This is a genomic window from Pseudonocardia nematodicida, from assembly GCF_040105385.1.
Taxonomy (GTDB): domain Bacteria; phylum Actinomycetota; class Actinomycetes; order Mycobacteriales; family Pseudonocardiaceae; genus Pseudonocardia; species Pseudonocardia nematodicida.
Genome location: NZ_JBEDNQ010000005.1, coordinates 440,808 through 462,814, shown reverse-complemented (window position 1 = coordinate 462,814; position 22,007 = coordinate 440,808). Strand labels below are relative to the sequence as shown.

The 22,007-nt window shown below is 73.1% G+C and carries 22 protein-coding genes, 1 tRNA gene and 1 riboswitch; of the genes, 12 read left to right on the top strand and 11 right to left on the bottom strand.

Annotated elements, in window-relative coordinates; translation table 11 throughout:
- Position 1 precedes the first annotated feature (1 nt).
- The 4 genes from WIS52_RS15190 to WIS52_RS15175 all read right to left on the bottom strand — a co-directional run bounded on the left by WIS52_RS15190 (position 2) and on the right by WIS52_RS15175 (position 3,536).
- Complete coding sequence (locus WIS52_RS15190; protein WP_349298883.1) at positions 2-496, bottom strand: GNAT family N-acetyltransferase; 495 nt, start codon at positions 494-496, stop codon at positions 2-4.
- Complete coding sequence (locus tag WIS52_RS15185) at positions 493-1,605, bottom strand: uroporphyrinogen decarboxylase/cobalamine-independent methonine synthase family protein (RefSeq protein ID WP_349298882.1); 1,113 nt, start codon at positions 1,603-1,605, stop codon at positions 493-495. Before WIS52_RS15185 ends, WIS52_RS15190 begins: the two co-directional genes overlap by 4 nt.
- A 15-nt stretch (positions 1,606-1,620) precedes the next feature.
- Positions 1,621-2,790 carry a uroporphyrinogen decarboxylase/cobalamine-independent methonine synthase family protein gene (locus WIS52_RS15180; protein WP_349298881.1) on the bottom strand — a complete coding sequence of 390 codons (1,170 nt, stop codon included), beginning with the start codon at positions 2,788-2,790 and terminating at the stop codon, positions 1,621-1,623.
- A gap of 113 nt (positions 2,791-2,903) precedes the next feature.
- Complete coding sequence (locus tag WIS52_RS15175; protein ID WP_349298880.1) at positions 2,904-3,536, bottom strand: FMN-dependent NADH-azoreductase; 633 nt, start codon at positions 3,534-3,536, stop codon at positions 2,904-2,906.
- A 73-nt stretch (positions 3,537-3,609) separates the two neighbouring features.
- On the opposite strand from WIS52_RS15175, the gene WIS52_RS15170 reads away from it, so the two are divergent.
- The 3 genes from WIS52_RS15170 (at position 3,610) to WIS52_RS15160 (ending at position 6,525) form a co-directional block, all read left to right on the top strand.
- Positions 3,610-4,218 (top strand): TetR/AcrR family transcriptional regulator, encoded by a 609-nt coding sequence (locus WIS52_RS15170; protein WP_349298879.1) that lies wholly within the window; start codon positions 3,610-3,612, stop codon positions 4,216-4,218.
- A 524-nt stretch (positions 4,219-4,742) separates the two neighbouring features.
- The gene (locus WIS52_RS15165; RefSeq protein WP_349298878.1) at positions 4,743-5,513 is read left to right on the top strand and encodes a CPBP family intramembrane glutamic endopeptidase; all 771 of its coding nucleotides are present in this window, start codon (positions 4,743-4,745) and stop codon (positions 5,511-5,513) included.
- Between the two features lie 4 nt (positions 5,514-5,517).
- The gene (locus WIS52_RS15160) at positions 5,518-6,525 is read left to right on the top strand and encodes a YdcF family protein (protein ID WP_349298877.1); all 1,008 of its coding nucleotides are present in this window, start codon (positions 5,518-5,520) and stop codon (positions 6,523-6,525) included.
- Positions 6,526-6,554: 29 nt separating this feature from the next.
- On the opposite strand, the gene WIS52_RS15155 is transcribed toward WIS52_RS15160, so the two are convergent.
- The gene (locus WIS52_RS15155; protein ID WP_349298876.1) at positions 6,555-6,698 is read right to left on the bottom strand and encodes a hypothetical protein; all 144 of its coding nucleotides are present in this window, start codon (positions 6,696-6,698) and stop codon (positions 6,555-6,557) included.
- Positions 6,699-6,881: 183 nt separating this feature from the next.
- Positions 6,882-6,954 (bottom strand) — tRNA-Arg (locus WIS52_RS15150).
- Positions 6,955-7,201: 247 nt separating this feature from the next.
- On the opposite strand from WIS52_RS15150, the gene WIS52_RS15145 reads away from it, so the two are divergent.
- The 3 genes from WIS52_RS15145 to WIS52_RS15135 all read left to right on the top strand — a co-directional run bounded on the left by WIS52_RS15145 (position 7,202) and on the right by WIS52_RS15135 (position 10,598).
- Complete coding sequence (locus WIS52_RS15145; protein WP_349298875.1) at positions 7,202-7,708, top strand: hypothetical protein; 507 nt, start codon at positions 7,202-7,204, stop codon at positions 7,706-7,708.
- Between the two features lie 60 nt (positions 7,709-7,768).
- A riboswitch (ZMP/ZTP riboswitch) is annotated at positions 7,769-7,858 on the top strand.
- 18 nt (positions 7,859-7,876) lie between these two features.
- Entirely contained in the window at positions 7,877-9,313 is a 1,437-nt protein-coding gene (locus tag WIS52_RS15140; protein ID WP_349298874.1) for a glycine hydroxymethyltransferase, read from the top strand.
- 103 nt (positions 9,314-9,416) lie between these two features.
- A complete protein-coding gene (locus WIS52_RS15135) occupies positions 9,417-10,598 on the top strand; it encodes a DUF418 domain-containing protein (RefSeq protein WP_349298873.1) in 1,182 nt (393 codons plus the stop codon).
- On the opposite strand, the gene WIS52_RS15130 is transcribed toward WIS52_RS15135, so the two are convergent.
- The gene (locus WIS52_RS15130) at positions 10,556-12,097 is read right to left on the bottom strand and encodes a carboxylesterase/lipase family protein (protein ID WP_349298872.1); all 1,542 of its coding nucleotides are present in this window, start codon (positions 12,095-12,097) and stop codon (positions 10,556-10,558) included. The two genes, WIS52_RS15135 and WIS52_RS15130, sit on opposite strands and share 43 nt — an antisense overlap.
- Positions 12,098-12,245: 148 nt before the next feature.
- On the opposite strand from WIS52_RS15130, the gene WIS52_RS15125 reads away from it, so the two are divergent.
- A complete protein-coding gene (locus tag WIS52_RS15125) occupies positions 12,246-12,875 on the top strand; it encodes a maleylpyruvate isomerase family mycothiol-dependent enzyme (protein ID WP_349298871.1) in 630 nt (209 codons plus the stop codon).
- A 1-nt stretch (position 12,876) separates the two neighbouring features.
- On the opposite strand, the gene WIS52_RS15120 is transcribed toward WIS52_RS15125, so the two are convergent.
- Positions 12,877-13,761, bottom strand: a complete 885-nt coding sequence (locus WIS52_RS15120) for a LysR family transcriptional regulator (RefSeq protein ID WP_349298915.1) — start codon at positions 13,759-13,761, stop codon at positions 12,877-12,879.
- A 113-nt stretch (positions 13,762-13,874) separates the two neighbouring features.
- Between WIS52_RS15120 and WIS52_RS15115 the strand changes: the two genes are divergently transcribed.
- Together WIS52_RS15115 and WIS52_RS15110 are read left to right on the top strand one after the other, a co-directional pair.
- On the top strand, positions 13,875-15,107 hold the full coding sequence (locus WIS52_RS15115; protein ID WP_349298870.1) for a Xaa-Pro peptidase family protein: 1,233 nt from the start codon (positions 13,875-13,877) through the stop codon (positions 15,105-15,107).
- Positions 15,104-16,444 (top strand): MFS transporter, encoded by a 1,341-nt coding sequence (locus tag WIS52_RS15110; protein WP_349298869.1) that lies wholly within the window; start codon positions 15,104-15,106, stop codon positions 16,442-16,444. The genes WIS52_RS15115 and WIS52_RS15110 overlap by 4 nt, the downstream gene beginning before the upstream one ends.
- Before the next feature lie 52 nt (positions 16,445-16,496).
- Here the strand turns inward: WIS52_RS15110 and ppk2 are convergent, their stop codons facing one another.
- From ppk2 to WIS52_RS15095, 3 genes are read right to left on the bottom strand one after another with little or no spacing between them, the layout of a single operon-like run.
- Positions 16,497-17,297, bottom strand: coding sequence for a polyphosphate kinase 2 (gene ppk2 / locus WIS52_RS15105; RefSeq protein WP_349298868.1), 801 nt, complete (start codon positions 17,295-17,297; stop codon positions 16,497-16,499).
- Between the two features lie 33 nt (positions 17,298-17,330).
- Positions 17,331-18,023, bottom strand: coding sequence for an SGNH/GDSL hydrolase family protein (locus tag WIS52_RS15100; protein WP_349298867.1), 693 nt, complete (start codon positions 18,021-18,023; stop codon positions 17,331-17,333).
- 49 nt (positions 18,024-18,072) lie between these two features.
- Positions 18,073-18,777 carry a DsbA family protein gene (locus WIS52_RS15095; RefSeq protein ID WP_349298866.1) on the bottom strand — a complete coding sequence of 235 codons (705 nt, stop codon included), beginning with the start codon at positions 18,775-18,777 and terminating at the stop codon, positions 18,073-18,075.
- A 61-nt stretch (positions 18,778-18,838) separates the two neighbouring features.
- On the opposite strand from WIS52_RS15095, the gene WIS52_RS15090 reads away from it, so the two are divergent.
- Genes WIS52_RS15090 through WIS52_RS15080 form a run of 3 tightly spaced genes read left to right on the top strand, consistent with a single transcriptional unit; the run spans position 18,839 to position 21,958 of the window.
- A complete protein-coding gene (locus WIS52_RS15090) occupies positions 18,839-19,687 on the top strand; it encodes an NAD(P)-dependent oxidoreductase (RefSeq protein ID WP_349298914.1) in 849 nt (282 codons plus the stop codon).
- Between the two features lie 55 nt (positions 19,688-19,742).
- Positions 19,743-20,438, top strand: a complete 696-nt coding sequence (locus WIS52_RS15085; RefSeq protein ID WP_349298865.1) for a response regulator transcription factor — start codon at positions 19,743-19,745, stop codon at positions 20,436-20,438.
- Positions 20,435-21,958 carry a sensor histidine kinase gene (locus WIS52_RS15080; RefSeq protein WP_379610813.1) on the top strand — a complete coding sequence of 508 codons (1,524 nt, stop codon included), beginning with the start codon at positions 20,435-20,437 and terminating at the stop codon, positions 21,956-21,958. The genes WIS52_RS15085 and WIS52_RS15080 overlap by 4 nt, the downstream gene beginning before the upstream one ends.
- Positions 21,959-22,007: the final 49 nt, after the last annotated feature.

Here is a 22,007-nt window from a genome sequence, read left to right as displayed (position 1 = left end):
GTCACCCGGTTCGGTCGCCGAGGTCCTTCTCGGCGAACCAGACGGCGACGTGGTTGTCGTTGTAGCGCGGTATCACCCGGTAGCCGGTCGCGCGGAACAGCGCCCGGCTGTGCCGCTGCGCCGGACCGGTGTCCACCCGGGCGCACCCGTAGCCCAGCGCACGCGCGGCGTCCTCCAGCGCGGCCAGCAGCCGTCGTCCGACACCGGCAGAGCGGGCCGGCGGCTCGACGTAGAGCCGCTTGATCTCGCACGTCCGGTCGTCGAGGCGGCGCAGGCCGCCGATGGCGACCGGTACGCCGTCGAGCACGCCGAGCAGGAATGCCCCGTGCGGCGGTGCCATCTCCTCCGGCGTGGTGACCGAGCCCGGGCGGGACGCGCGGCCGAGGTGGGCGTACTGCGCGTCGAACAGCGCATCGAGCCGCGCGAACAGCTCGGAGGCCGGCGCCGCGTCCGAGCGAGTCGCCAGGAACTCCAGGCGCGCCGGACCCCGTGTCACGCGAAGCCGAGCTTCTCCGCGGCCAGCAGGGTGCCCTCGACCCGGCTGCGGATCTTCCGGAACGCGATGCCGCGGGCGAGGTCGGTCAGCCCGTCGAGCGGCCGGGGATCGCGCGAGAAGGGGGAGAAGCCGCAGTCGTCGGTGGAGCCGAGCTGCTCGGCCGGGATGTGGACGGCGGCGCGCACGAGGACGTCGGCGACCTCCCGTGCGCTCTCGACGTGCGGGCTGCGGGTGTCGATCACTCCGAGGTGGACGACCGGGGTCAGGCCGCCGGCGTCGCCGCGCAGGTGCGCGCCGATCACGGCACAGATCGCGTCGTGGTCGGGTTCGCCGGCGAGCTGGAGCAGGAAGTAGCCGGCGTCCAGGCCGAGGATCTCCGGCAGCAGCTGCAGGTAGCCGGGACCGGCCCCGGGGCCGGAGCCCGGCGGTACACAGGTGTGCACGCCGACGTGCATGCGTTCGCGGGCGGTGAACCGCTCGAGCACCGCGCGGATCAGGCCGACCCCGCGCCCCGTCGCCCCGCCGTGGGGCCCGGGATCGTCGCCGCCGGCGAGCCGCCGATCCGAGTAGTCGACCGACACCCGTACCGCGCCGGCGGCGAAGGCGGAGCGGATGTCACGCTCGCACTCGTCGACCAGGTCCTGGTCCCGTGTCCGCTCGTGCGGCGGGTGCAGCAGGGCCAGCGTCGACGGTGAGACGACCGGCTGCTTCATCGGCAGCGTCGTGAGGCGGATCGACCTCGCGAGGGTGTCGCCGGCGTAGGCGCGGTACCGGAACGGCCCGTCGCCGGCCGGACGAAAGGGTCGCCCGTGCCCGTCCGCGACGACGGCGGGGTCCCCGGGCGGGGATGCGGCGGCACCCGGGGAACCGGTGACCGGGTACGCGGCGAACGACGACCGGCGCTGCTCGCCGTCGGACACGATCGGCGCGCCGGTCGCCCGGTACCGCTCGAGGGTGTCGCGCACGGCGTCGTCCTGCGCCTGCTCGACGGCGGCCTGATCGAGACGCCCCGCCGCGAACGCCGCGTAGGCGTCCAGCAACGCCTGCGGGCGCGGCAGCGAGCCGACCGGTTCGGTCGGGATGCCGGTCACCGACCTGGGATCGAACACGACGACCGGCCGTGGTCAGCCGACGGCGAGCTTCTCGGCGGCCATCTTCGTGCCCTCGACCCGGTTCCTGATCTTCTGGAACGCGATGTCGCGCGCGAAGTCGGGCGAGCCGTGGTTGGGCTTCTCGTCGATGGAGAACGGCGAGAAGCCGCAGTCGTCGGTCGACCCGAGCCGTTCGCGCGGGATGAAGTCGGCGGCGCGCACCAGCCGGTCGCAGACCTCCGGGGGGCCCTCGACCCTCGGGTTCTGCGGGTTGATCACGCCGATGTAGGCCATCTGCGCGACGCCCTCGGCGTCGTCGCGCAGGTTGCGCCCGATGGACTCGTAGACCGGGTCCCGCTCGCGTTCGCTGGCCAGCTGGATCAGGAAGTAGCCGGCGTTGATCCCGAACATCGCGGGCAGCAGGTTGTTGTAGGGCACGTCGGCGGAGTGCACCGAGTCGCGGTCCCCGCCCGGACAGGTGTGGATGCCGATGCTGCGCCGCTCGTCGGCGCTGAACCGGGCCATCACCCGGTTGATCAGCTCGACGAAGTGCGGGAGCAGGCCGGCGCCGGTCCACGGGTTGCGCGGGTCCTCGCGGGTGGCGAGCCGGCCCTCGGTGAAGTCCACCGAGACGCGTGCCGCGCCGGCGTCGAACGCACCGCGGATGTCGCGTTCGCACTCGTCGACCAGCGCCGTCTCGAAGTCCTCCCGGCTGTAGCCCTCGACCGGGTCGCGCAGCGGGTAGAGCAACGCGAGCATCGACGGCGAGATGACGGCCTGCTTCATCGGCTTCGTCGCGTACGCGATCGACTTCCGGAGCGAGTCCGCCGCGTAGTTGACGTAGGAGAACGGTCCCCGCTCGAGCTTCGGCAGCTGCCGGCCGTGGCCGTCGGCGAAGATGGCGAAGAACTGGCCGCCCGGGCCCAGCGTCGGTGCCAGGCCGGTGCCGGCCAGCGTGTCGGTGATCGGGTAGGTCGCGAACGACGACCAGCGCTGCTCGCCGTCGGAGATGATCGGTTCCCCGGTCTGCTCGGAGCGGTCGATGGTGTCCCGGACCGCGGCGTCCTGCTCCTGCTCGAGCGCCGCCTTGTCGATCTTCCCGTCGTCGTAGGCGGCGTAGGCCTCCTGCAGCGACGACGGCCGGGGCAGCGACCCCACCGGCTCGGTCGGGATCCCGGTCTCGGCGCGCGGATCGAAGGACATGAGCACCTCACTCGGACGTCGACTGTCTGTGTCCTAGATCACAAACTAGTCCGAGTCTAGGACGGTCGGCCCTGCCGTCATACCTCCGAACGCGCGCCCGCAGTGGGGTGGTGTCAGCGTTCCGCCAGCGCGCGTCCGGCGTCGTGGGCGGCCGCGCGGGCCTCGTCGTGCACGCGGGCGGCCGTCTCCCGGAGGCTCTCCATCGCCGGGTTGACGGCGGCGAGCGTGAGCTCCCGCTCGATCACGGTGAGGTCGGCCTGCCAGAGGTCACCGAGAATCCGCCGGAGGTATCCGGTGGAGTGGTCCCAGCCCTCGCGCGCGGCACCGGGGCCGTAGCTGCCGCCGCGCACGGTGATCAGCACCGTCGGTGTGTCCTTCAGGATCGGGTTGGTGGCGCCCGCGCCGGCGATGACCAGGTCGATCCAGGTCTTGACGTGCTGGGAGACGCCGTAGTTGTAGAGCGGCACGGCCAGCAGGACGGCGTCGGCGCGCTCGAGCTCGGCGCTGAGGGTCGCGCCCAGGGCGAGTGCGTCCTGCTGGGCGGGAGTGCGGTCGGCCTCGGGTACGAACCCGGCCGTGGTGGCCGCCGCCCACGCGTCGGCGGGGAGCGGGTCGGTCCCCAGGTGGCGGCGCACGACCTGCGTGTCGGAGCGGGTGGCGGCCCACTCGCGCTCCACGACGTCGGCGAGCTCGGTGCTGGCCGAGGTGCCGGGAAGGATGCTCGCGTCCAGGCGGAACAGGGTCATCGGGGCTTCCTTCGTTCGGGGGTCGGGACTTAAGCGGACTATACCCCGCTTCTCTCGGCGGTAAGTTGACGCGATGGACGGACCCGTGCTGCCGCTGGGGCCACCACGTGCAGAGCGGGCCGACGCCGCCCGCAACCGCGTGGTGCTGCTGGCCGCGGCGCGGGAGCTGCTCGCCGAGCAGGGGGCCGGGAAGGTCACGATGGACGGCCTCGCCGAGCGCGCGAGCCTGGGCAAGGGCACGGTCTTCCGCCGGTTCGGCACCCGGGCCGGGATCTTCCTCGCGCTGCTCGACGAGGACGAGCGCGTGTTCCAGGAGCGGGTCCTGTCCGGCCCGCCGCCGCTCGGGCCGGGGGCGGGGCCGGTGGAGCGGCTGGTCGCCTACGGCCGGGCGCGGTGCTGCTTCCTCGTCGAGCACCAGGAGGTCGCCCGGGCCGCGCTGGACGGCCGGGCACCGGTGCCGGCGGGGGACGGGACGCTGTCGCGGATGCACGTCCGGACGCTGCTCGGGCAGGTGAACCTGGCGGGGGCCGACGTCGACGCGCTGGCGCTGCAGCTGACCGCCGCGCTGGAGGGGCCGTTGCTGCTGTATCTGTCCACCGAGGACGCGGTGGCCGCCGACGATCGGATCGAGCGGTTCGCGCGGAGCTGGCAGGACCTGGTGGAGCGGGTCTGCCGGGCCTGATCGACACGGTCTCCCAGGGCCGGAGCACGGGTGATTCTTCGGAGATTGCGCGCGTGGCGGCCGACGAGGCCGGAGGGGTGACCCTCCCCGCAGGATCCGCTCAACCGGACGCTGCCGGGTCGTTCCGCGGGCTACGCAGCAGCACGCCGTCGACCAGGATGAACTCCCACGCCGGCCGCGCCGAGCGCCGGATGTCGAGGGAGGAGTCCGACGAGGCGGTCCGCCAGGCGTTGGCGCCGGAACGAGGAGTTCAACAACACCCTGCTCCGACCCTTGGCCGCACTCCGCCCGACTGAAGGTGGTCGCCGCCTCCTGCACGGTGATCTTGTGGCACGTACGGGTGTAGTCACCCGATCCATGCCGGCAACGCCCTTATGTTGCCTTCGTCGAAGCCGTCGAGGTGTTGTCCGGCCGGGACCGGCCATGCGGTGTTCAGGAGGGCGGGGGACATGGCGCGTGCTGCGCAACTCGGTGATGGGCGGACGGTCCGGGTGGGTCGGGCGATCGGTGTCGCGATCGCGGTCGTGACCATCGGGCTGCTGGTCTGGCTGGCCGTTCGACCGGTCGTGGGGTTCGAGCGCGGGGGCGTGGCGGACGCGGTGGCCGCCAACGTCGTCCCGTTCGGCGTGATGGTGCTGGTACTGGCCCTGTGGCTGTGGCTCGGCGAGCGGCGTGGACTCACCGACCTCGCGTTGCGGCCGGTGCGGAGACCGGTGCTGTGGGTTCTCATCGGTGTGGTGCTCGCCGTGGCGCTGCTCTTGCTGTCGCAGGCCCTTCTCGGGCTTGCCGGGGTGGGTGGTGGCGATGGGGACGCGGACCCCGGTGACCCGTCGGGGAATGTCGGGATCGGTCTGCTCTTGCTGCTGGCGGTGTCGATCGCGCTGCAGTCATCGACCGAGGAGCTCGTCTTCCGCGGCTATCTGATGGGGTCGCTGCGTCGTGACCTCGGCCCCTACGCGAGTGTCCTGATCAGCGCCGTGGTCTTCGGCCTGGCCCACGCGCTCAACCCCGGGGCGAGCGCGGCGTACGTCGCGGCCACGTTCGCCCTCGGCGTCCTGCTGGGGTTCTTGGTTCTCGGACCGGGCGGGCTGTGGATGTCGTGCGCGTTCCACTTCGGCTGGAACGCCACACAGGGCCTTTCCGCGGCGGGGGAGACGAGCAGCCCGGACCAGGGGTCCGGCGCCGGCGCCGGGGCGGGCTTGTGGGTGTTTGTGCTGATCCTGACTTGTTACGCCGTAGTCGCGGGTCTGCTGTGCCTCCGTCGGTCCAGCCCGGACGCGGTCGGTACGGCCTGACGACATGTGGCTCTTCTACGGCCTGGGCGGAGTGTTCGCGGTGTCGTGCGTGGTCGGGGCGTACCGGGAGCGCCGCCGTTTCCGCAACGCGATCCTGCTCGGGGCCGCAGTGGTGTGCCTGGCGCTGGGGCTGCTCGGGGAGCTCTCGAAGCTGGACCCTGCGCCGCTCGAGGTCGGAGTCGTCCTGCTGTTCGTGGCGATGCTGCTGAGCGTGGTGGTGCTGGCGGGCTTCCTGATCGCCAACGGTGTCACGATGGTGCGGCGGGAGGGGCGACGACCGGCGAACCTGCTGTCGCTTCTCGCGGGCATCGGCTGCGTGGTGGTGCTCGCGATGCCGATCCTCGCCCTACGCTTCGAGGGCAACCGTGTGCTCGGCGCGGTGACGATCGCCCTGCTGTTCCTGACGGTCTACGTCGCCTTCCTGTTCTGCAGCTTCCTGATCTACGCCACGGTCTACGGCCGGCTCCCTGCGCGGTCGGGAGCCGACTTCGTCCTCGTCCTGGGGGCCGGATTGATACGCGGCAAGATCACCCCACTGCTGGCGGGCAGGTTGGACCAGGCGCTCGCGGTGCGCGAGCGACAGTCGTCCACCGGGGCCGCGCCGATCCTGGTCACCTCCGGTGGCCGCGGGGCCGACGAGCCGGTCGCCGAGGCCGAGGCCATGGCCGATTACCTGCTCGGTAGAGGCATCTCTGAGGAGGCGGTGCTGCGCGAGGACCGCTCCCGGTCGACGCTGGAGAATCTGATGTTCAGTGACCGGATCATGGCCGCTCGTGTGCCGGGCTACCACTGTGTGGTGGTGACCAACGACTTCCATGTGTTCCGGACCGCGCTGTTGGCTCGCCGGGCCGGCCTCAACGGGCAGGTACGGGGAGCACCCACCGCTCGCTACTTCTGGCCGAGTGCGACGATTCGCGAGTTCGTGGCGATCGTCGCCGGGCATCCGATCCTCAACGGAGCGATCGCGTTGATACTGCTGATCCTCGGGGCGCTCATCGGCGCCGAACGCTAGCTGTACTGCCCGGGGACGTGCAGTCCCGATCACCCGGTGGTTGTCGAGCTTCTCGCCGTCGAGCCGTGCGACCGGGAGGTGCCCAGGAGGGCGCGGATGTGGCAGTGGATCATCTGCTCGTAGCGCCGGTAGGTCGTCACCTCGGCGTCCGGAAGTTCGAGGTAGCGGTCCATGAGCTGGTCGACGGTCGCCTTGGTGCGCGGTTTGCGCTGCTCGTCGACCTGGTGATGAACCGGGTGCGGATCTTCTCGGCTTCCGCAGAGGCCTGGGGGCCGGCGGGCACGGTCTCGACGAGGCGCTCACGTCTGGCTCCGTGCGCGCGGATCGGCGGATCGTCGTCGTGCCTCCGACCTGCGTGCCCCCGGCAGGATTCGAACCTGCGGCACCCGCTTTAGGAGAGCGGTGCTCTATCCCCTGAGCTACGAGGGCGCGCCTGAAGGCTACCCGGGAGTCCCCGGCGTCTTCTCGCCCCGTCGTTGCTCCAGGGCGCATCCGGCGACCTCGGGGAAGTGCGGTGCCGATCGGCCGCGGACGTCCCGCTGATGGCGCACCCTCCGCGTGGCACTCATCAGAAGAGGTGACGATCGGCGGACCGCAGTAACCCTCGTTGCGCCATTCGCGACACAGCGCACGGAACCCCAGTTCGTGGGGGCGCATGTCACGAGCGGAGGCAACGATGAGATTCGGCCGATACGTCCTCGCCGGTGTCATCGCGGCCACGCTCACCACGGCCGCGTGCTCGGCTGCGTCGGGCGCGGACCGGGGCGCCCTCGAGTCGGCGTCGTCGTCGGTGGCCGGCCAGGCCGCACCCGCCGCCGGCCTGCTGCCCCGTGTCGATGCGAACTCGGCCGGTCCGAGCGTCGCGGTGGAGCGAGCGGTGGAGGCGACCGGCCGGGAGCTGGCCCGGGTCGCAGCGGCCGAGAGGAAGGCGGCCGAGGTCAGCGCGCAGAAGGCGGCCAGGCACGGCCAGGGCTCGCAGCACGCCGAGACGGCCCAGGCGGCGACGAAGTCTGATGGTGGCTGCGCGCAGCGGGCGATGGCCGCCGGAAAGTTCGACCCGTCGTGCTCCGCCTACCAGGGATACCTGGACCCGGGGACAGCCGCCGGCCGCGCGCCGACCAGCGGTGAGATCCAGATGCAGTACGCGTGCGAGCAGGGGCTGGTCCCCGAGAGCGACTGCTGACGGGCCGACACCGTCTGACCTGAAGCCCGCTGTCGCCGGCCGCTCGCACCGACTACGGTGGGACCGGGTCGTGACTGGCGTGTACGGATGGGTAACCATCGTGGAGCGACCTCGTCAAGAAGACGTGTGCCGCGCGCCTGGGCCTTCTTCCCGAGGTAGGAGGCCCATATGTCGTCGCCGTCCGAGACCGTCGCCGTCCGCTCCGCGCTGGAGATCATCCGCGACGTGGAGCCGCGGGTCGCCGACGCCATCGCGAGCGAGCTGGTCGACCAGCGCGCCTCGCTCAAGCTCATCGCCAGCGAGAACTACGCCTCCCCGGCGGTGCTGCTCGCGATGGGGAACTGGCTCAGCGACAAGTACGCCGAGGGCACCGTCGGCCACCGGTTCTACGCGGGGTGCCAGAACGTCGACACCGTCGAGTCGGTCGCCGCCGAGCACGCCCGCGCGCTCTTCGGTGCCGAGCACGCCTACGTCCAGCCGCACTCCGGTATCGACGCCAACCTGGTCGCTTTCTGGGCCGTGCTGGCCCAGCGCGTCGAGGCGCCGGCGCTGGCCGAGGCCGGGGCGCGGAACGTCGACGGTCTCTCCGATGAGGACTGGAGCGAGCTGCGGCACGCGCTCGGCAACCAGCGCCTGCTCGGGATGTCGCTCGACGCCGGTGGCCACCTGACCCACGGCGCCCGGTCGAACGTCTCCGGCAAGCTGTTCGACCTGCGCAGCTACGGCACCGACCCGGAGACCGGTCTCGTCGACTACGACGCGCTCCGCCGCACCGCGCACGAGTTCCGGCCGCTGATCATCCTCGGTGGGTATTCCGCCTACCCCCGCAAGGTGAACTTCCGGATCATGCGGGAGATCGCCGACGAGGTCGGCGCCACGCTGATGGTCGACATGGCGCACTTCGCCGGGCTGGTCGCCGGCGGTCACTTCAGCGGCGACTTCGACCCGGTCGCGCACGCCGACATCGTCACGACGACCACCCACAAGTCGCTGCGCGGTCCGCGCGGCGGGATGGTGCTGTGCCGGTCGGAGCTGGCGCCGTACGTCGACCGGGGCTGCCCGCTCGTGCTCGGCGGTCCCATGCCGCACGTGATGGCGGCCAAGGCCGTCGCTCTCGCCGAGGCGCGTCGGCCGGAGTTCCGCGACTACGCCCGACGGGTGCTGGAGAACGCGGAGGCGCTCGCGTCGGGTCTGCAGCGGCGCGGCGCCAGGCTGGTCACCGGGGGCACCGAGAACCACCTGGTCCTCATCGACGTCGGCGGCTACGGGATCACCGGGCGGCAGGCCGAGAAGGCGCTGCTCGACGCCGGCATCGTCACCAACCGGAACTCGATCCCGCAGGACCCGAACGGGCCCTGGTACACCTCCGGCATCCGCGTCGGCACGCCCGCGCTCACCACCCGGGGTCTCACGACGGCGGACATGGACCGGATCGCCGAGCTCATCGACACCGTCCTGACCGCGACGGAGCCCGGCACCGACTCGCGGGGCGGCGCCTCGCGCGCCCGCTACCAGCTGGATCCCGCCCTGGCGACGAAGGTGGCCGAGCAGGCCGACGAGCTCCTCGCCCCGCACCCCCTCTACCCGGCCGTCTTCCTCCCGTAGGACCCGCTCGTTCCGAAGAGGGAGGGGATGCCCGACTTCGGTCGGTGCAGACCAGCCGCTCGACCGATGCCGGGTGCCGGGTGGCGTTCCTAGCGTCGAGGCCATGTCCCGATCACTCCCGTACGGGTCGGTCGCGCCGACGCCGGAGACGCAGCGCCTGCTGGCCCCGGACCTGGCCCGCGGGGTGATGCTGCTGCTCATCGCGCTGGCCCACTCCCGGATGCTGCACGCGGGCGGGAACTCGTTCGCCGCGCCCGCCGGCGGCGGCCCGCTCGACGTCGTGGTCCAGGCCGTGCTGACGTCCTTCGTGGATGGTCGGGCCGCTCCGCTGTTCGGGCTGCTGTTCGGCTACGGCCTGGTGCAGATGACCCGGCGCCGGTTCGAGGCCGGGCAGGACCCGGCGGAGGGGCGGCGACTGATCCGGCGTCGCGGGGCCTGGCTGGTCGTGTTCGGCGTCGCGCACATCGTCCTGCTCTACAGCGGGGACGTCATCGCGGCCTACGGAGTGTTCGCCCTGGCCCTGGCCGGGGCGGTGTCCTGGCCGGGGCGCCGGCTCTGGGCGGTCGCCGCGGTCACCCTCGTGGCCGGCGGTGCGATGGTCGCCGCGACCCAGCTCGCCGCCCAGACCACCGGGGTGTCGCTGGCGGTGGCGCCGACGCTGCTGGGCAGCGCGGCGCTGCGGGCGTCCGGGCTGCCGGTGCTGCCGATCAGTGCGCTGGCCATGGCCGGGCCGGTGCTGATCGGCATCTGGGCAGGGCGGATGCGGCTGCTGGAACAGCCCGACCGCTACCGGTCGCTCCTGCGCGCGGTGGCGCTGGTCGGTCTTCCGGTGGCGGTGCTCGGGGCACTGCCGGTGACGCTGCAGGCTGTGGGTGCGTGGACCCCGGCGTCGCCGGTCGTGGGGTCGGCCGGGTTCGTGCTGTTCTCGGTGACCGGTCTCGCGGGTGGGCTCGGGTACGCGGCGGTGATCGCGCTCGTCGCGCTGCGGCTCGGTGACCGGCGCGGTCCCGCGACGACGGCGCTGGTGGCGCTCGGCCGCAGGTCGATGACGTTCTACATCGCGCAGTCGCCGGTGTGGCTGGTCGCGACCGAGCCCGCGTTGCTCGGCCTGGGCGGACAGGTCGGGGCCGCGGCGGCCGCCGGGATCGGGGTCGCCACGTGGCTGGTGACCGTCGTCGTCGCCGATGCACTCGGGCGAGCGGGGCGGCGCGGGCCGGCCGAGGCGCTCATCCGGTACCTGACCTACCGGACCGGACGGCGGCCGGAGCGGGCCGCCGTTCCGTGACCCTCGCGGCGCCCGTCCCAGATCCCCAGGTGCCCGCTCGGTGCGACGACGTCGCCGAACCGCCCGATCACCGGTGCCGCGGCGGAGTGCGCGGCCCAGCCCGGATCCCCGGTGCGGGCGAAGGCGATCCAGGCCGCGTGGACCTCGGCGGCGAGGTCGGGAGGGGGCGACTCGCCGACCAGTGGAAGCCAGTCGGGGTGGTCGAGGTTGTCGAACACGAACGGCAGCTCGACGGCGTGGCAGGCGCCGAGCCGGCCGTCGAACGCGGGGGAGGGCCAGCCGAACTCGTAGACGTGGGTCCGCGGGTGGGCCGCGGCGGTGCGCAGCGCGGGGACCCGGTAGAGCCAGTCGCCCACCATCCCGGCCAGCGCGGCGCCGGGCTCGCGGCCGTAGGCGTCGAGGTAGGCGCGGGCGCCGCGGAGCGGGGGCAGCCCGGTGTGCGCGGCCGCCAGGGGCAGCACCCAGCGCCGGGTGCCGGTCGGTCCGACGGCCGGGAGGAAGAGCCGGGCCTCCTCGGCGTTCCAGCCCACCATCAGCTCGACGTCGTCGGCGCACCCGGCCTGCAGCGCGGCGAGCGGGCGCTGCGGGAGCGTCACGCCGTCGACGACCGGCTCGAACGGCATCAGGTTGGTCGCGACGTCGCCCCACAGCCGACGGAACGGGCGCGCGAAGACGGCGGCCTCCATCCGGGTCTGGGCTTCCACGACGTCGGACACCGGCACCCCGGCCAGGCCCTCGTGCGACGGCGCGACGCCCAGCCCGCCGGCCAGGCGACGCGCGACCAGCCGGGCCGTGGCGGCGTCGACGGCGTGGAAGGTGCTGCCCGACTGCATGATCGCCCGGCGGAACAGGCCGCGCGCGGCCGACATCGCGAGCAGCGCGCCGATGCTCATGCCCCCGGCCGACTCGCCGAACACCGTCACCGCGTCCGGGTTCCCGCCGAACGCGCCGATGTTGTCCCGGACCCACTCCAGCGCGGCGATCTGGTCGCGCAGCCCGAGGTTCGCCTCGCCGTCGCCGAACCAGGCGAAGCCCTCGGCGCCGAGCCGGTAGTTGATCGTCACCAGCACCACGCCGTCGCGGGCGAAGCTCGTGCCGTCGTAGCCGCCGATCGAGCCCGATCCGCTGGTGAACGATCCACCGTGGACGAACACCATCACCGGCAGCCGCTCGCCGTCCGGCGGGGACCAGACGTTCAGGACGAGGTGGTCGTCGCCGGGGGTCCGCAGGGTGGGGATGGTGTTCGCGAGCGGGCCGACGGGTGCCGCCTGGGGCGCGGTCGCGCCGTGCCGGGACGCGTCGCGGGGCTCGGTCCACCGTGGATGGAAGTGCGGGGGCCGGAAGCGCCGGTCACCGACCGGAGGTTCGGCGTAGGGGATGCCGAGGAAGCGGCGGACGCCGTGCTCGACGGTCGTCCCGAGTACCGGTCCGGCGGGCGGGTCGGCCCGGGTCCGGCTGTGCGGGGCGACGGGGGAACGGGCGTCGGGATGAGCGGTCATCGTTCCGACGACGCTACCCAGCGCCCGGCCCGGACGGCGTTCGCGGGCAGGAAAAGCCGGGCGGGACGCGGCGGCCGTCGGACGGTGCCGGGCGCTCCTTGCGATGATCTCTCACAACCACTCACGAGCCGGAGGTGGAGGGGGTTGTGTGGACGACCAGGCGGTGTTCGCGGCGATCGCGAGGGTGCGGCTGCGGTTCGCGGACCTGATCGACTCGATCGACGACGACCGGCTGGGGACACCGAGCCTGTGCGCCGGATGGGCCGTCCGGGACGTCGCCGGGCACCTGTCGATCGCTTCGGCGCCCTCGCTACCCGCGCTGCTGTGGGCCGTCCTGCGCGCGGGCGGGAGCTACGACCGGGCGATGGACCGGCTCTCCCGCGACGCGGGGACCCGGCCGGTCGCCGAGCTCGCCGCGACGATCCGGGCGAACGCCGGCAGCCGGTTCGCCATGCCGGAGGTCGGGCCGCGCGGGCCGCTGACCGACGTCCTGGTGCACACCGTCGACGTCGCGCAACCGCTGGGGCTGGAGTACGACGCCGGACCGGACGGGCTGCGCGCAGCCCTGGAGTTCGTGACGGCCGGGCGGGCGACCGCGTTCGTCGCCCGCGGCCGTCTGGCCGGCCTGCGGCTCGTGGCCGACGACGTCGGGTTCGCCGCCGGAGCCGGTGCGGAGGTCACGGGGCGGGCGATCGACATCCTCGCGGCCGCCTGCGGGAGGGCCGCCGTTCTCGACCGGCTGACCGGGCCGGGCGTCGAGATCCTGCGCGCCCGGTAGCTCAGAGCCCGGCGACCTCGCCCGCCATCCGGATCACCCGCCGCTTCGCCGGGAACCCGTGCGTCGGGTCCCACACCGCGGCGAGCCCGAGCCGGGCCGCGGTGGGCGAGAGTCCGACGTAGCGCACCCCGGCCAGCGCCAGGCTGCGTACCGACGCGGGCACGACCGTGATCCCCAGCCCGGACGCCACCATCCCGATCATCGTGTGCACGTGCTCGGCGTAGTGCTCGACCCGCGGCGCGAACCCGGCCTCCCCGCACAGCTGCACCACCGTCGTCCAGAAGCCGGTGCCGATCTCCGGGCGGAACAGCACGAACGGCTCGTCGGCCAGCGACGACGGGGCGATCACCTCGTAGCCGGCCAGCGGGTGGTCGTACGGGACCGCCGCGACGAGCTCCTCCTCGGCCAGGCGCAGCATGTCCAGTGGCTCGTGCCGCAGCGGCGGCCGGACCAGCCCGATGTCGACGTCGTCGGCGCGCAGCGCCTCGAGCTGGGCGTCGGACTCCATCTCGCGCACCGACAGCCGCAGGCCCGGCGCGGCCGACCGGATGTGGCGCAGCAGGTCGGGCAGCATCCCGTAGAGCGCCGACCCGACGAACGCGACCCGGACCTCGCCGGCCTCGCCGTCGCGGATCCGGGCCGCCTCGACCATCAGGCGCTGTTCCTGGGTCGAGGTCTGCACCGCGGCGGGGAGCAGCGCGCGGCCCTCCCGGGTGAGCGCGACCCGGCGCCGGTCGCGGTCGAACAACGCGAACCCCAGCCGCCGTTCCAGTGCCTTGATCTGCTGGCTGAGCGCGGGCTGGGCGATGTGCAGCCGGGCCGCGGCGCGTCCGAAGTGGAGCTCGTCGGCGAGCACGACGAAGTACCGGAGCCGGCGGGCTTCCAGGACGTCGGCGATAAGCGCAGCGTATCAGTGGTCGCCGTACCGATATTGGACCGTGCATGGGAATGCGGTGATGGTGTGCACCACCCCCGTCGTCGCACGTCATGAAGGTGCCCATGCGGACCGAGATCATCGACGCGATCAGGAAGCGCTGCCAGGAGCGCGGCCTGGACGCCTACCTCGCCTACACGCCGTCGAACGTGTTCTACGTGACCGGCTTCCAGAGCTTCTTCCACATGGAGTGGTGGCGCATGCAGGGCACGGTGCTGGCCCTGGTGCCCGCCGATCCCGCGCAGCCGCCGGCCCTGCTGGTGAGCGACTTCGAGGCCGGCCAGGCCCGCGCGGTGTCCGGGTTCGACGACGTCCGCGACTACCAGGTGTGGGTGGAGCTGCGCGACGCCGAGTCGCTCGGCACGACCGCGCACGACGCGTGCGGCGTCCGGCCCGCCCAGTTCGACCGGGCCGAGCAGGACGCGCTGCTGCGCGGGATCCTGGCCGACCGCGGCCTGCTCGGCGGTCGGATCGGCACCGACCTGCGCTTCGTCCTGCACGACACCGTGCAGCGGGTCGCGGCCTTCGCGCCGGACCTGAGCTGGCACGACATGACCGACGAGCTCTACGAGCTGCGCGCGGTGAAGTACGACTTCGAGGTCGACCGGCTCCGCCGGGCCACCGAGCTGTCCGAGGCCGGGATGCTGCACGCCGCGCACGGCGCCGCGGCCGGGATGACCGCGCTCGACATGCGGCACCTCTACGTGCAGGGCGTCGTCGAGCGCGCCATGTCCGACGAGCGCTACGCCGGCTACTCCGACCACTGGGTGCTGCCCGCCGTCGGGTCCGGCACGAAGATCGGCGTCGACTCCGAGCGGTCGCACCCGCTCGGCGACGGCGACCTCATCAAGTTCGACTGCGGCACCACCGTCGGCGGGTACCGCGGCGACGGCGGCCGGACCTTCGCCTTCCGCAGCGTGCCGCCGGCCGCCGAGCGGCTCTACGGCGTGCTCGCCGAGGCCCACGAGCGGGCGCGCGCGGTGATCGCCCCCGGGGTCGCGATCAAGGAGATCTTCGACGCCGCCCAGACCCACATCCGGACGCACGGCTACCCGGCCTTCACCCGCGGCCACTACGGGCACTCGCTCGGCATCGACACCTTCCACGAGGAGCCGCCCTACATCAGCGCGGACGAGGACCGGCCGCTGCTGCCCGGCATGGTGCTCGCCGTCGAGACACCGGCCTACTCCTCCGACACCGGAGCGATCATGATCGAGGACCTGGTGCTGGTCACCCGGGACGGGCACGAGCTGCTGCACACCCTCCCGCACGAGCTGACGGTGGTGGGCCGGTCATGAGCGGGACGACCGGCATCGCCGGGACCACCGACCGGCGGTCGCTGCGCAAGGTCATCGCCGGCAGCTTCGTCGGCACCTCCATCGAGTGGTACGACTTCTTCCTCTACGGCTCGGCCGCGGCGCTGGTGTTCAACCAGGTCTTCTTCCCGACCTTCGACCCGCTCACCGGCACCCTGCTGGCCTTCGCCACCTACTCGGTGGCCTTCATCGCCCGCCCGCTCGGCGGCGTGATCTTCGGCGTGCTCGGCGACCGCTACGGCCGCAAGTCCATCCTCATCACGACGCTGATGCTGATGGGCTGTGCGACCTTCCTGATGGGCCTGCTGCCCGGCTACGAGACGATCGGTATCGCGGCCCCGCTGATCCTGGTGTTCCTCCGGTTCTGCCAGGGCCTCGGGCTCGGCGGGGAGTGGGGCGGGGCCGTCGCGCTCGTCGCCGAGCACGGCGAGGCCGCCGGCGGGGCGCACCGTCGTGGCTTCTACGCCAGCTGGCCGCAGGTCGGCGTGCCGGCCGGGAACCTGCTGGCGGTCGTCGCACTCGCGGTGTGCAGCGCGGTGCTGTCCGACGAGGCCTTCACCTCGTGGGGCTGGCGGCTGCCGTTCCTGTTCAGCGCGGTGCTGATCCTGGTGAGCCTGTGGATCCGGGCGACGGTCGAGGAGTCGCCGCTGTTCACCTCGTCCGAGCGGGAGACCACCCGGACGCCGGTGCGGGACATCTTCCGGTCCCACCGCAAGCCGCTGCTGGTGACCATCGGGATCCGGATCGCCTCGGACGTCTCGTACTACACCTTCGCGCTGTTCTCGATCACCTACGTCACCCAGCAGCTGGAGCTGCCACGCTCGATCGTGCTCAACGGCGTCATCGTCGCCTCGATCGTGCAGCTGTTCGCGATCCCCTACTTCGGGGCGCTGTCGGACCGGGTCGGCCGGCGCCCGGTCTACCTGGTCGGGGCGCTCGGCGTCGGCGCGTGGGGCTTCGCCTTCTTCCCGCTCGTCGACACCGGGTCGCCGCTCGCGGCGATCGTCGCCGTCACCGTGGGGCTGTTCTTCCAGGCGATCATGTTCGGGCCGATGGCGGCCTATATCGCCGAGCTCTTCCCGACCGCGATCCGCTACACCGGGACGTCGATGGGCTACCAGCTCGCCGGGATCGTCGGCGGCAGCGTCGCCCCGCTGATCGGGGTCAGCCTGCTGGCCATCTGCGGCACCGGGCAGGCCGTCGCCGTCTACACCGCGGCCGCGGCACTGGTGACCGTCGCCGCGCTGTGGTGGTCGCACGAGACGCGGACCGCGGGGCTGACCGACGACGCGACCGGCGCCCGGCCCGTAGGCTCGTGAGTGGTCGTCGTGCCCGGAGCCACGACCACCACTCACGAGCCGGCTCGCCGGCCTACAGCAGCGACGCCGCGTGGTCCGGCACGTCCCGCTGCACCTCGCGGGGCGGGCGCTCGTAGCCCGTGCCCGGCGGCCGCTCCGGCAGCGACAGCACCGGCTGCGGCACCGGTTCCCACGGGACCGACGACAGCAGGTGGTGGATCATGTTGATCCGCGCGTTGCGCTTCTGCTCGGCCTCGACGATCCACCACGGGGCGTGCTCGGTGTCGGTGTGCAGCAGCATGTCGTCGCGGGCCTTGGAGTAGTCGTCCCACCGGGTCACCGACTCGAGGTCCATCGGCGAGAGCTTCCACTGCTTGAGCGGGTTGTCCAGCCGCTCGGCGAACCGCTTCGCCTGCTCCTCGGCGCTGACCGAGAACCAGTACTTGCGCAGCAGGATGCCGTCGTCGACGAGCATCTGCTCGAACGTCGGGGCCTGCCGCAGGAACAGCCGGTACTGCGCCTCGGTGCAGAACCCCATCACCCGCTCGACGCCGGCGCGGTTGTACCAGGAACGGTCGAGCAGCACGATCTCCCCGGCGGCCGGGAGGTGCTCGACGTAGCGCTGGAAGTACCACTGGCCCTGCTGCCGCTCGGTCGGGGCGGGCAGCGCCACGATCCGGCAGAACCGCGGGTTGAGGTACTGGCTGACCCGCTGGATCGCGCCGCCCTTGCCGGCGGCGTCCCGGCCCTCGAAGACGACGACGATCCGCGCGCCGGTCGCCTTGACCCACTCCTGCATCCGGACCAGCTCGCCCTGCATGCGCAGCAGCTCGGAGTCGTAGACCTTGCGTGGGAGCTTCCGGGAGTCGGCCATAGGGGAAATCCTGGCAGAACCCGGGCGTCCCGGTCAGCCCGCGAGCCGGATCCTGCGCAGCGCCTCGGTGAAGACCTCGGCGATGGCCGCGTAGCCGGCGTCGTTGGGGTGGAACCGGTCGGAGGACAGCTTGCCCCGCCAGTGCCGCGTCCGCGGGTCCCGCAGCTCGGCCGGCACCAGCCCACGGGTGCGTGCCGCGTCGTCGATCAAGCCGTTGACCTGCAGCGCCGCCGCGAACGTCCCGGGCTGGTTGCCGATCACCGTTCCGCGCGGCAGCGCGTCGAGCAGGGACACGTACCGGTCACCGACACCGTCCTGGTGACGGGGGTTCATCAGGTCGTTCGAGCCGATCAGGCACAGGACGAGGTCGGGGCGCAGCCGCCGCGCGGCGGGCAGCTGGGTGCCGACGACGTCGTCGACCCGCGCGCCGTACTGCGCCAGGTTCACCACCCGCCACCCCGGCAGGACCGGGAGGAGACGGCCGACCCAGCCGCCCTCCGGGGTCGTCGCCCCGATGCCCTGGGCCATCGAGTCGCCGAGGGCGACGCACAGCGGGCCGGACCGCGCCAGCTCGTCCCGGTTGCGCTCCTCCCAGAACGCGGCGAAGGGCTCGATCTGCTGCTGCACCCGCCGGATGCCGGGCAGGACCCGCCCGGCCAGCGTGATCCACCGCCCCGGCGGGCGGCCGGTCCGGTTGGCGAAGCGCAGGTCGCCGGGGTCGGTCACGAGATCCAGTGAAGCAGAATCGTGTGACCGTGCCGTGTCGGCGTCGCGGTCATCGCACGGTCGTCTCCCCGCCCGCGATCCGCGCGGTCAGCGGGGTGTCCGGGAACGACCGGATGCTCCGCTTGAGCTCGGCGAACCCCGGCCACGACGCAAGGGTGTAGACGGCGTCCCACAACCGGATCGCGTCCTCGCCGAACGGCACCGAGTCGATCACCGGACCGAACAGTGCCGGGCCGTCCGGCGGGGAGAACGACAGCACCGGGGTGCCGACGTCGTCACCGCACCGGGCGCGGACGTCGGCGACCGCGGCACGCAGCTCGGCATCGTGCGAGTCGTCGTCCGCGGCGTCGGCGAGGGCGGGGGACAGGCCCAGGCCCTCCAGCACCGGGCGCAGGTCGCGCCGCTGCGCCATCACCCGCATCACCGGATCGAACCCGTCGCCGTCCGGGGCGGGGGAGTCCCACACCAGCTCCCCGAATCCGGTGTAGAGGTCCCCGACGACCTCGGGCCCGTGCTTGTCCTGTGCCGCCCGGATCACCCGCAGCATCTCCAGCCCGCGCCGGTGGGAGTCCGGATAGGACTCGGAGACCTTCATGCGCTCGGCGTAGGAGATGCCCTCGTTGAGCATCGCCAGCGGCAGCGGCCGCCAGGACACGGCGAGCTCGTGCTGCCGTCCCACCTCCACCACCCAGCGGGAGGTGACCCAGGCGAACGGGCAGATCGGGTCGAAGAAGAACTCGAGTTCGTCGCTCATCCGCACCGGGTACCCGGACCGGGGCGGGTTCACCGACGGACGGGGGCGACGAGTGGCCACGATCGCGTTGCTGGGGACCGGGATCATGGGCGCCGGGATGGGGCACAACATCCTGGCCGCGGGTCCGGAGCTGCGGGTGTGGAACCGCACGGCGGTCAAGGCGGAGCCGCTGGCCGACGCGGGTGCACACCTCGCCACGGACCCGGCCGAGGCGGCCCGCGGAGCGGACGTCGTGATCACCATGCTCGGCGACGCCGACGACGTCCGCGCCGTGATGGAGCAGGCCGGCGACGGTCTGACGTCCGGGCAGGTCTGGCTGCAGACCACCACCGTCGGCGTCGCCGGGTTCGAGGCGCTCCGCCCGATCGCGACGCGGCACGGGCTCACCCTGCTCGACGCGCCGGTGCTCGGCACCCGGGCGCCCGCCGAGTCCGGTGACCTCGTGGTCCTCGTGGCCGGTGACCCGGCGGCCCGCCCGACCGTGGACCCGGTGCTCGACGCGGTCGGGAGCACGACCGTCTGGGTCGCCGATACCGAGGCCGGCGCGGCGGCGAGCCGGCTCAAGCTCGTCGTCAACAGCTGGGTGCTGGCCGTCACCGCCGCCACCGGCGAGTCGATCGCGCTCGCCGAGGGCCTCGGGGTGGACCCGCGGGCGTTCCTCGACGCCGTCTCCGGCGGCCCGCTGGACCTGCCCTACATGCAGGCCAAGGCCGCGGCCGTCCTCGACGCCGACTGGGCGCCGAACTTCACCGTCGACAACGCGGCCAAGGACGCCGGGCTGATCGTGGACGCCGCCCGGGAGGCCGGCCTGCAGCTCGACGTCGCCGCGGCCGTCCGGGAACGGCTGCGGCGGGCGTCGGTGCGCGGGCACGGCGGCGACGACATGGCCGCGGCCTACACGGCGTCGTAGCCCGTCCGGGCGGCCGCTCAGACGCTTCTCAGGCGACTGGGTGAGACTGGCACCCATGCGCATTCTGGTGGTCGACGACGACAAGGCGGTCCGGGACTCGCTGCGCCGCTCGCTGGCCTTCAACGGCTACCAGGTCGACCTCGCCGAGGACGGCCAGGTCGCGCTGGACAAGATGCTCACCGAGCGGCCGGACGCGCTCGTGCTCGACGTGATGATGCCCCGGGTCGACGGCCTGGAGGTGTGCCGGCGGCTGCGCAGCGCGGGCGACGCGCTGCCGATCCTGGTGCTCACCGCCCGCGACGCCGTCTCCGACCGGGTCGCCGGGCTGGACGCCGGTGCCGACGACTACCTGCCCAAGCCGTTCGCGCTGGAGGAGCTGCTGGCCCGGCTGCGGGCGCTGCTGCGGCGGCGCACGAGCGAGACCGACCCGGCCGGTGACGCGGACGCCGCGCTGAGTTTCGCCGACCTGTCGCTGCACCCGGACACCCGCGAGGTGTCCCGCGGCGGGCGCGCGATCAGCCTGACCCGCACCGAGTTCTCCCTGCTGGAGCTGCTGCTCGAACACCCGCGACGGGTGCTGACCCGGGCCCAGATCCTCGAGCAGGTGTGGGGCTACGACTTCCCGACCAGCGGCAACGCCCTCGAGGTGTACGTCGGCTATCTGCGCCGCAAGACCGAGGCCGACGGCGAGCCGCGCCTGATCCACACCGTGCGCGGCGTCGGCTACGTGCTGCGCGAGTCACCGCCGTGACGCGGACCGACCCCGGCGGCGGGCCGGCCGGGGCACCCCGGGACGACGAGCGGCCCGAGCCGTGGTGGCGCAGGGCTCTCGGCACGGGCAGGGCTCTCGGTACGGGCCGGGCTCTCGGCACCGACCGCGACGCCGACCGCGAGCGGTTCACCCTGCGCGCCCGGATCGGGGTGCTCGCCGCGCTGGTGGCGGCCGCCATGGTGCTGATCGTGTCCGCGGCGGCGTTCCTGGTCGTGCGCCAGAACCTCACCAGCTCGCTGGACGAGACGTTGCGGCTGCGTGCCGCCGCGGCGGCACAGAGCGACCTGATCAACCCGCAGCTGCTGGCGTCGCTGCCGCCGGCCGTGCTCGGCGCGGCCGACCTGCACATCGCGCTGGTGTACTCGTCGGGTCTGGTCACCTCGGCCGACGCGGCCTCGCTCCCACCGCTGGGTGAGCCGGAGCTCGAGGTCGCCCAGGACGGGGTCACCCAGCCCGGCCGGACCGCGGTGCTCGACGGCGTCCCGTTCCGGGTGGTCGCCGTGCCCGCCGGTGAGGGACGCGCGCTGGTGATCGCCCAGCAGCTCGACACGATCACCCGGGTGGTGAGCCGGATGGGCACCGCCCTGCCGCTGGTCGGTCTCGGCGGGGTCGTCCTCGCCGCGCTGGCCGGGGTCGCGGTCGCCCGGACCGGGCTGCGGCCGGTGGCGCGGCTGACGGCGGCGACCGAGCGGGTCGCCACCACCGGTGACCTGCGACCGATCCCGGTCTCCGGGTCCGACGAGCTCGCCCGGCTGACGCTGAGCTTCAACGCGATGCTCGGCGGGTTCGCCGCCTCCCGGGAACAGCAGCGCCGGCTGGTCGCCGACGCCGGGCACGAGCTGCGCACGCCGCTGACGTCGTTGCGCACCAACCTGGAGCTGCTGGCCGCGGCCGACCGGCCGGACGCCCCCGACCTGCCCGCCGAGGACCGCGCGGAACTGCTCGCCGACGTCCGGGCCCAGGTCGAGGAGCTGTCCCAGCTGGTCGGGGACCTGGTGGAGCTGGCCCGCGACGACGCGCCGACGATGACCACCGAGGCGCTGGACCTCGGCGAGGTCGTCGACCGCGCACTGGCCCGGGTCCGCCGGCGGGCCGGCGAGATCGAGTTCGAGATCCAGCGCACGCCGTGGATCCTCGACGGCGACGCCGACGCACTGGAGCGGGCGGTGCTCAACCTGCTCGACAACGCGGTGAAGTGGAGCCCGCCCGGTAGCCGGGTGCGGCTGTCGATGGTGCCGATCTCGCCGGACTGGCTGGTCGTCGAGGTCGCCGACGCGGGCGACGGCATCGCGCCCGAGGACCTGCCGCACGTGTTCGACCGCTTCTACCGGGCCGACACGTCCCGGACGATGCCCGGCTCCGGGCTCGGGCTGTCGATCGTGGCGCAGGCCGCGGCGCGGCACGGTGGCGAGGTCCGGGCCGGCCGGGCGCCGGAGGGTGGCGCGCTGCTGTCGATGGCGCTGCCGGGCCGGGCGGTGCCGGAGGCCGGCACCCCATAGCCTGGGCGGTGCGGGCCCGCTGGTGACCCGTTCAGGCGACGTGACGGAC

Coding starts and splice junctions, on each gene's coding strand:
- WIS52_RS15180 (WP_349298881.1), bottom strand. CDS start 2,790: ATGTCCTTCGATCCGCGCGCCGAGACCGGGATCCCGACCGAGCCGGTG.
- WIS52_RS15175 (WP_349298880.1), bottom strand. CDS start 3,536: ATGACCCTGTTCCGCCTGGACGCGAGCATCCTTCCCGGCACCTCGGCC.
- WIS52_RS15170 (WP_349298879.1), top strand. CDS start 3,610: ATGGACGGACCCGTGCTGCCGCTGGGGCCACCACGTGCAGAGCGGGCC.
- WIS52_RS15160 (WP_349298877.1), top strand. CDS start 5,518: ATGTGGCTCTTCTACGGCCTGGGCGGAGTGTTCGCGGTGTCGTGCGTG.
- WIS52_RS15155 (WP_349298876.1), bottom strand. CDS start 6,698: ATGGACCGCTACCTCGAACTTCCGGACGCCGAGGTGACGACCTACCGG.
- WIS52_RS15145 (WP_349298875.1), top strand. CDS start 7,202: ATGAGATTCGGCCGATACGTCCTCGCCGGTGTCATCGCGGCCACGCTC.
- WIS52_RS15140 (WP_349298874.1), top strand. CDS start 7,877: ATGTCGTCGCCGTCCGAGACCGTCGCCGTCCGCTCCGCGCTGGAGATC.
- WIS52_RS15135 (WP_349298873.1), top strand. CDS start 9,417: ATGTCCCGATCACTCCCGTACGGGTCGGTCGCGCCGACGCCGGAGACG.
- WIS52_RS15130 (WP_349298872.1), bottom strand. CDS start 12,097: ATGACCGCTCATCCCGACGCCCGTTCCCCCGTCGCCCCGCACAGCCGG.
- WIS52_RS15115 (WP_349298870.1), top strand. CDS start 13,875: ATGCGGACCGAGATCATCGACGCGATCAGGAAGCGCTGCCAGGAGCGC.
- WIS52_RS15110 (WP_349298869.1), top strand. CDS start 15,104: ATGAGCGGGACGACCGGCATCGCCGGGACCACCGACCGGCGGTCGCTG.
- ppk2 (WP_349298868.1), bottom strand. CDS start 17,297: ATGGCCGACTCCCGGAAGCTCCCACGCAAGGTCTACGACTCCGAGCTG.
- WIS52_RS15095 (WP_349298866.1), bottom strand. CDS start 18,777: ATGAGCGACGAACTCGAGTTCTTCTTCGACCCGATCTGCCCGTTCGCC.
- WIS52_RS15085 (WP_349298865.1), top strand. CDS start 19,743: ATGCGCATTCTGGTGGTCGACGACGACAAGGCGGTCCGGGACTCGCTG.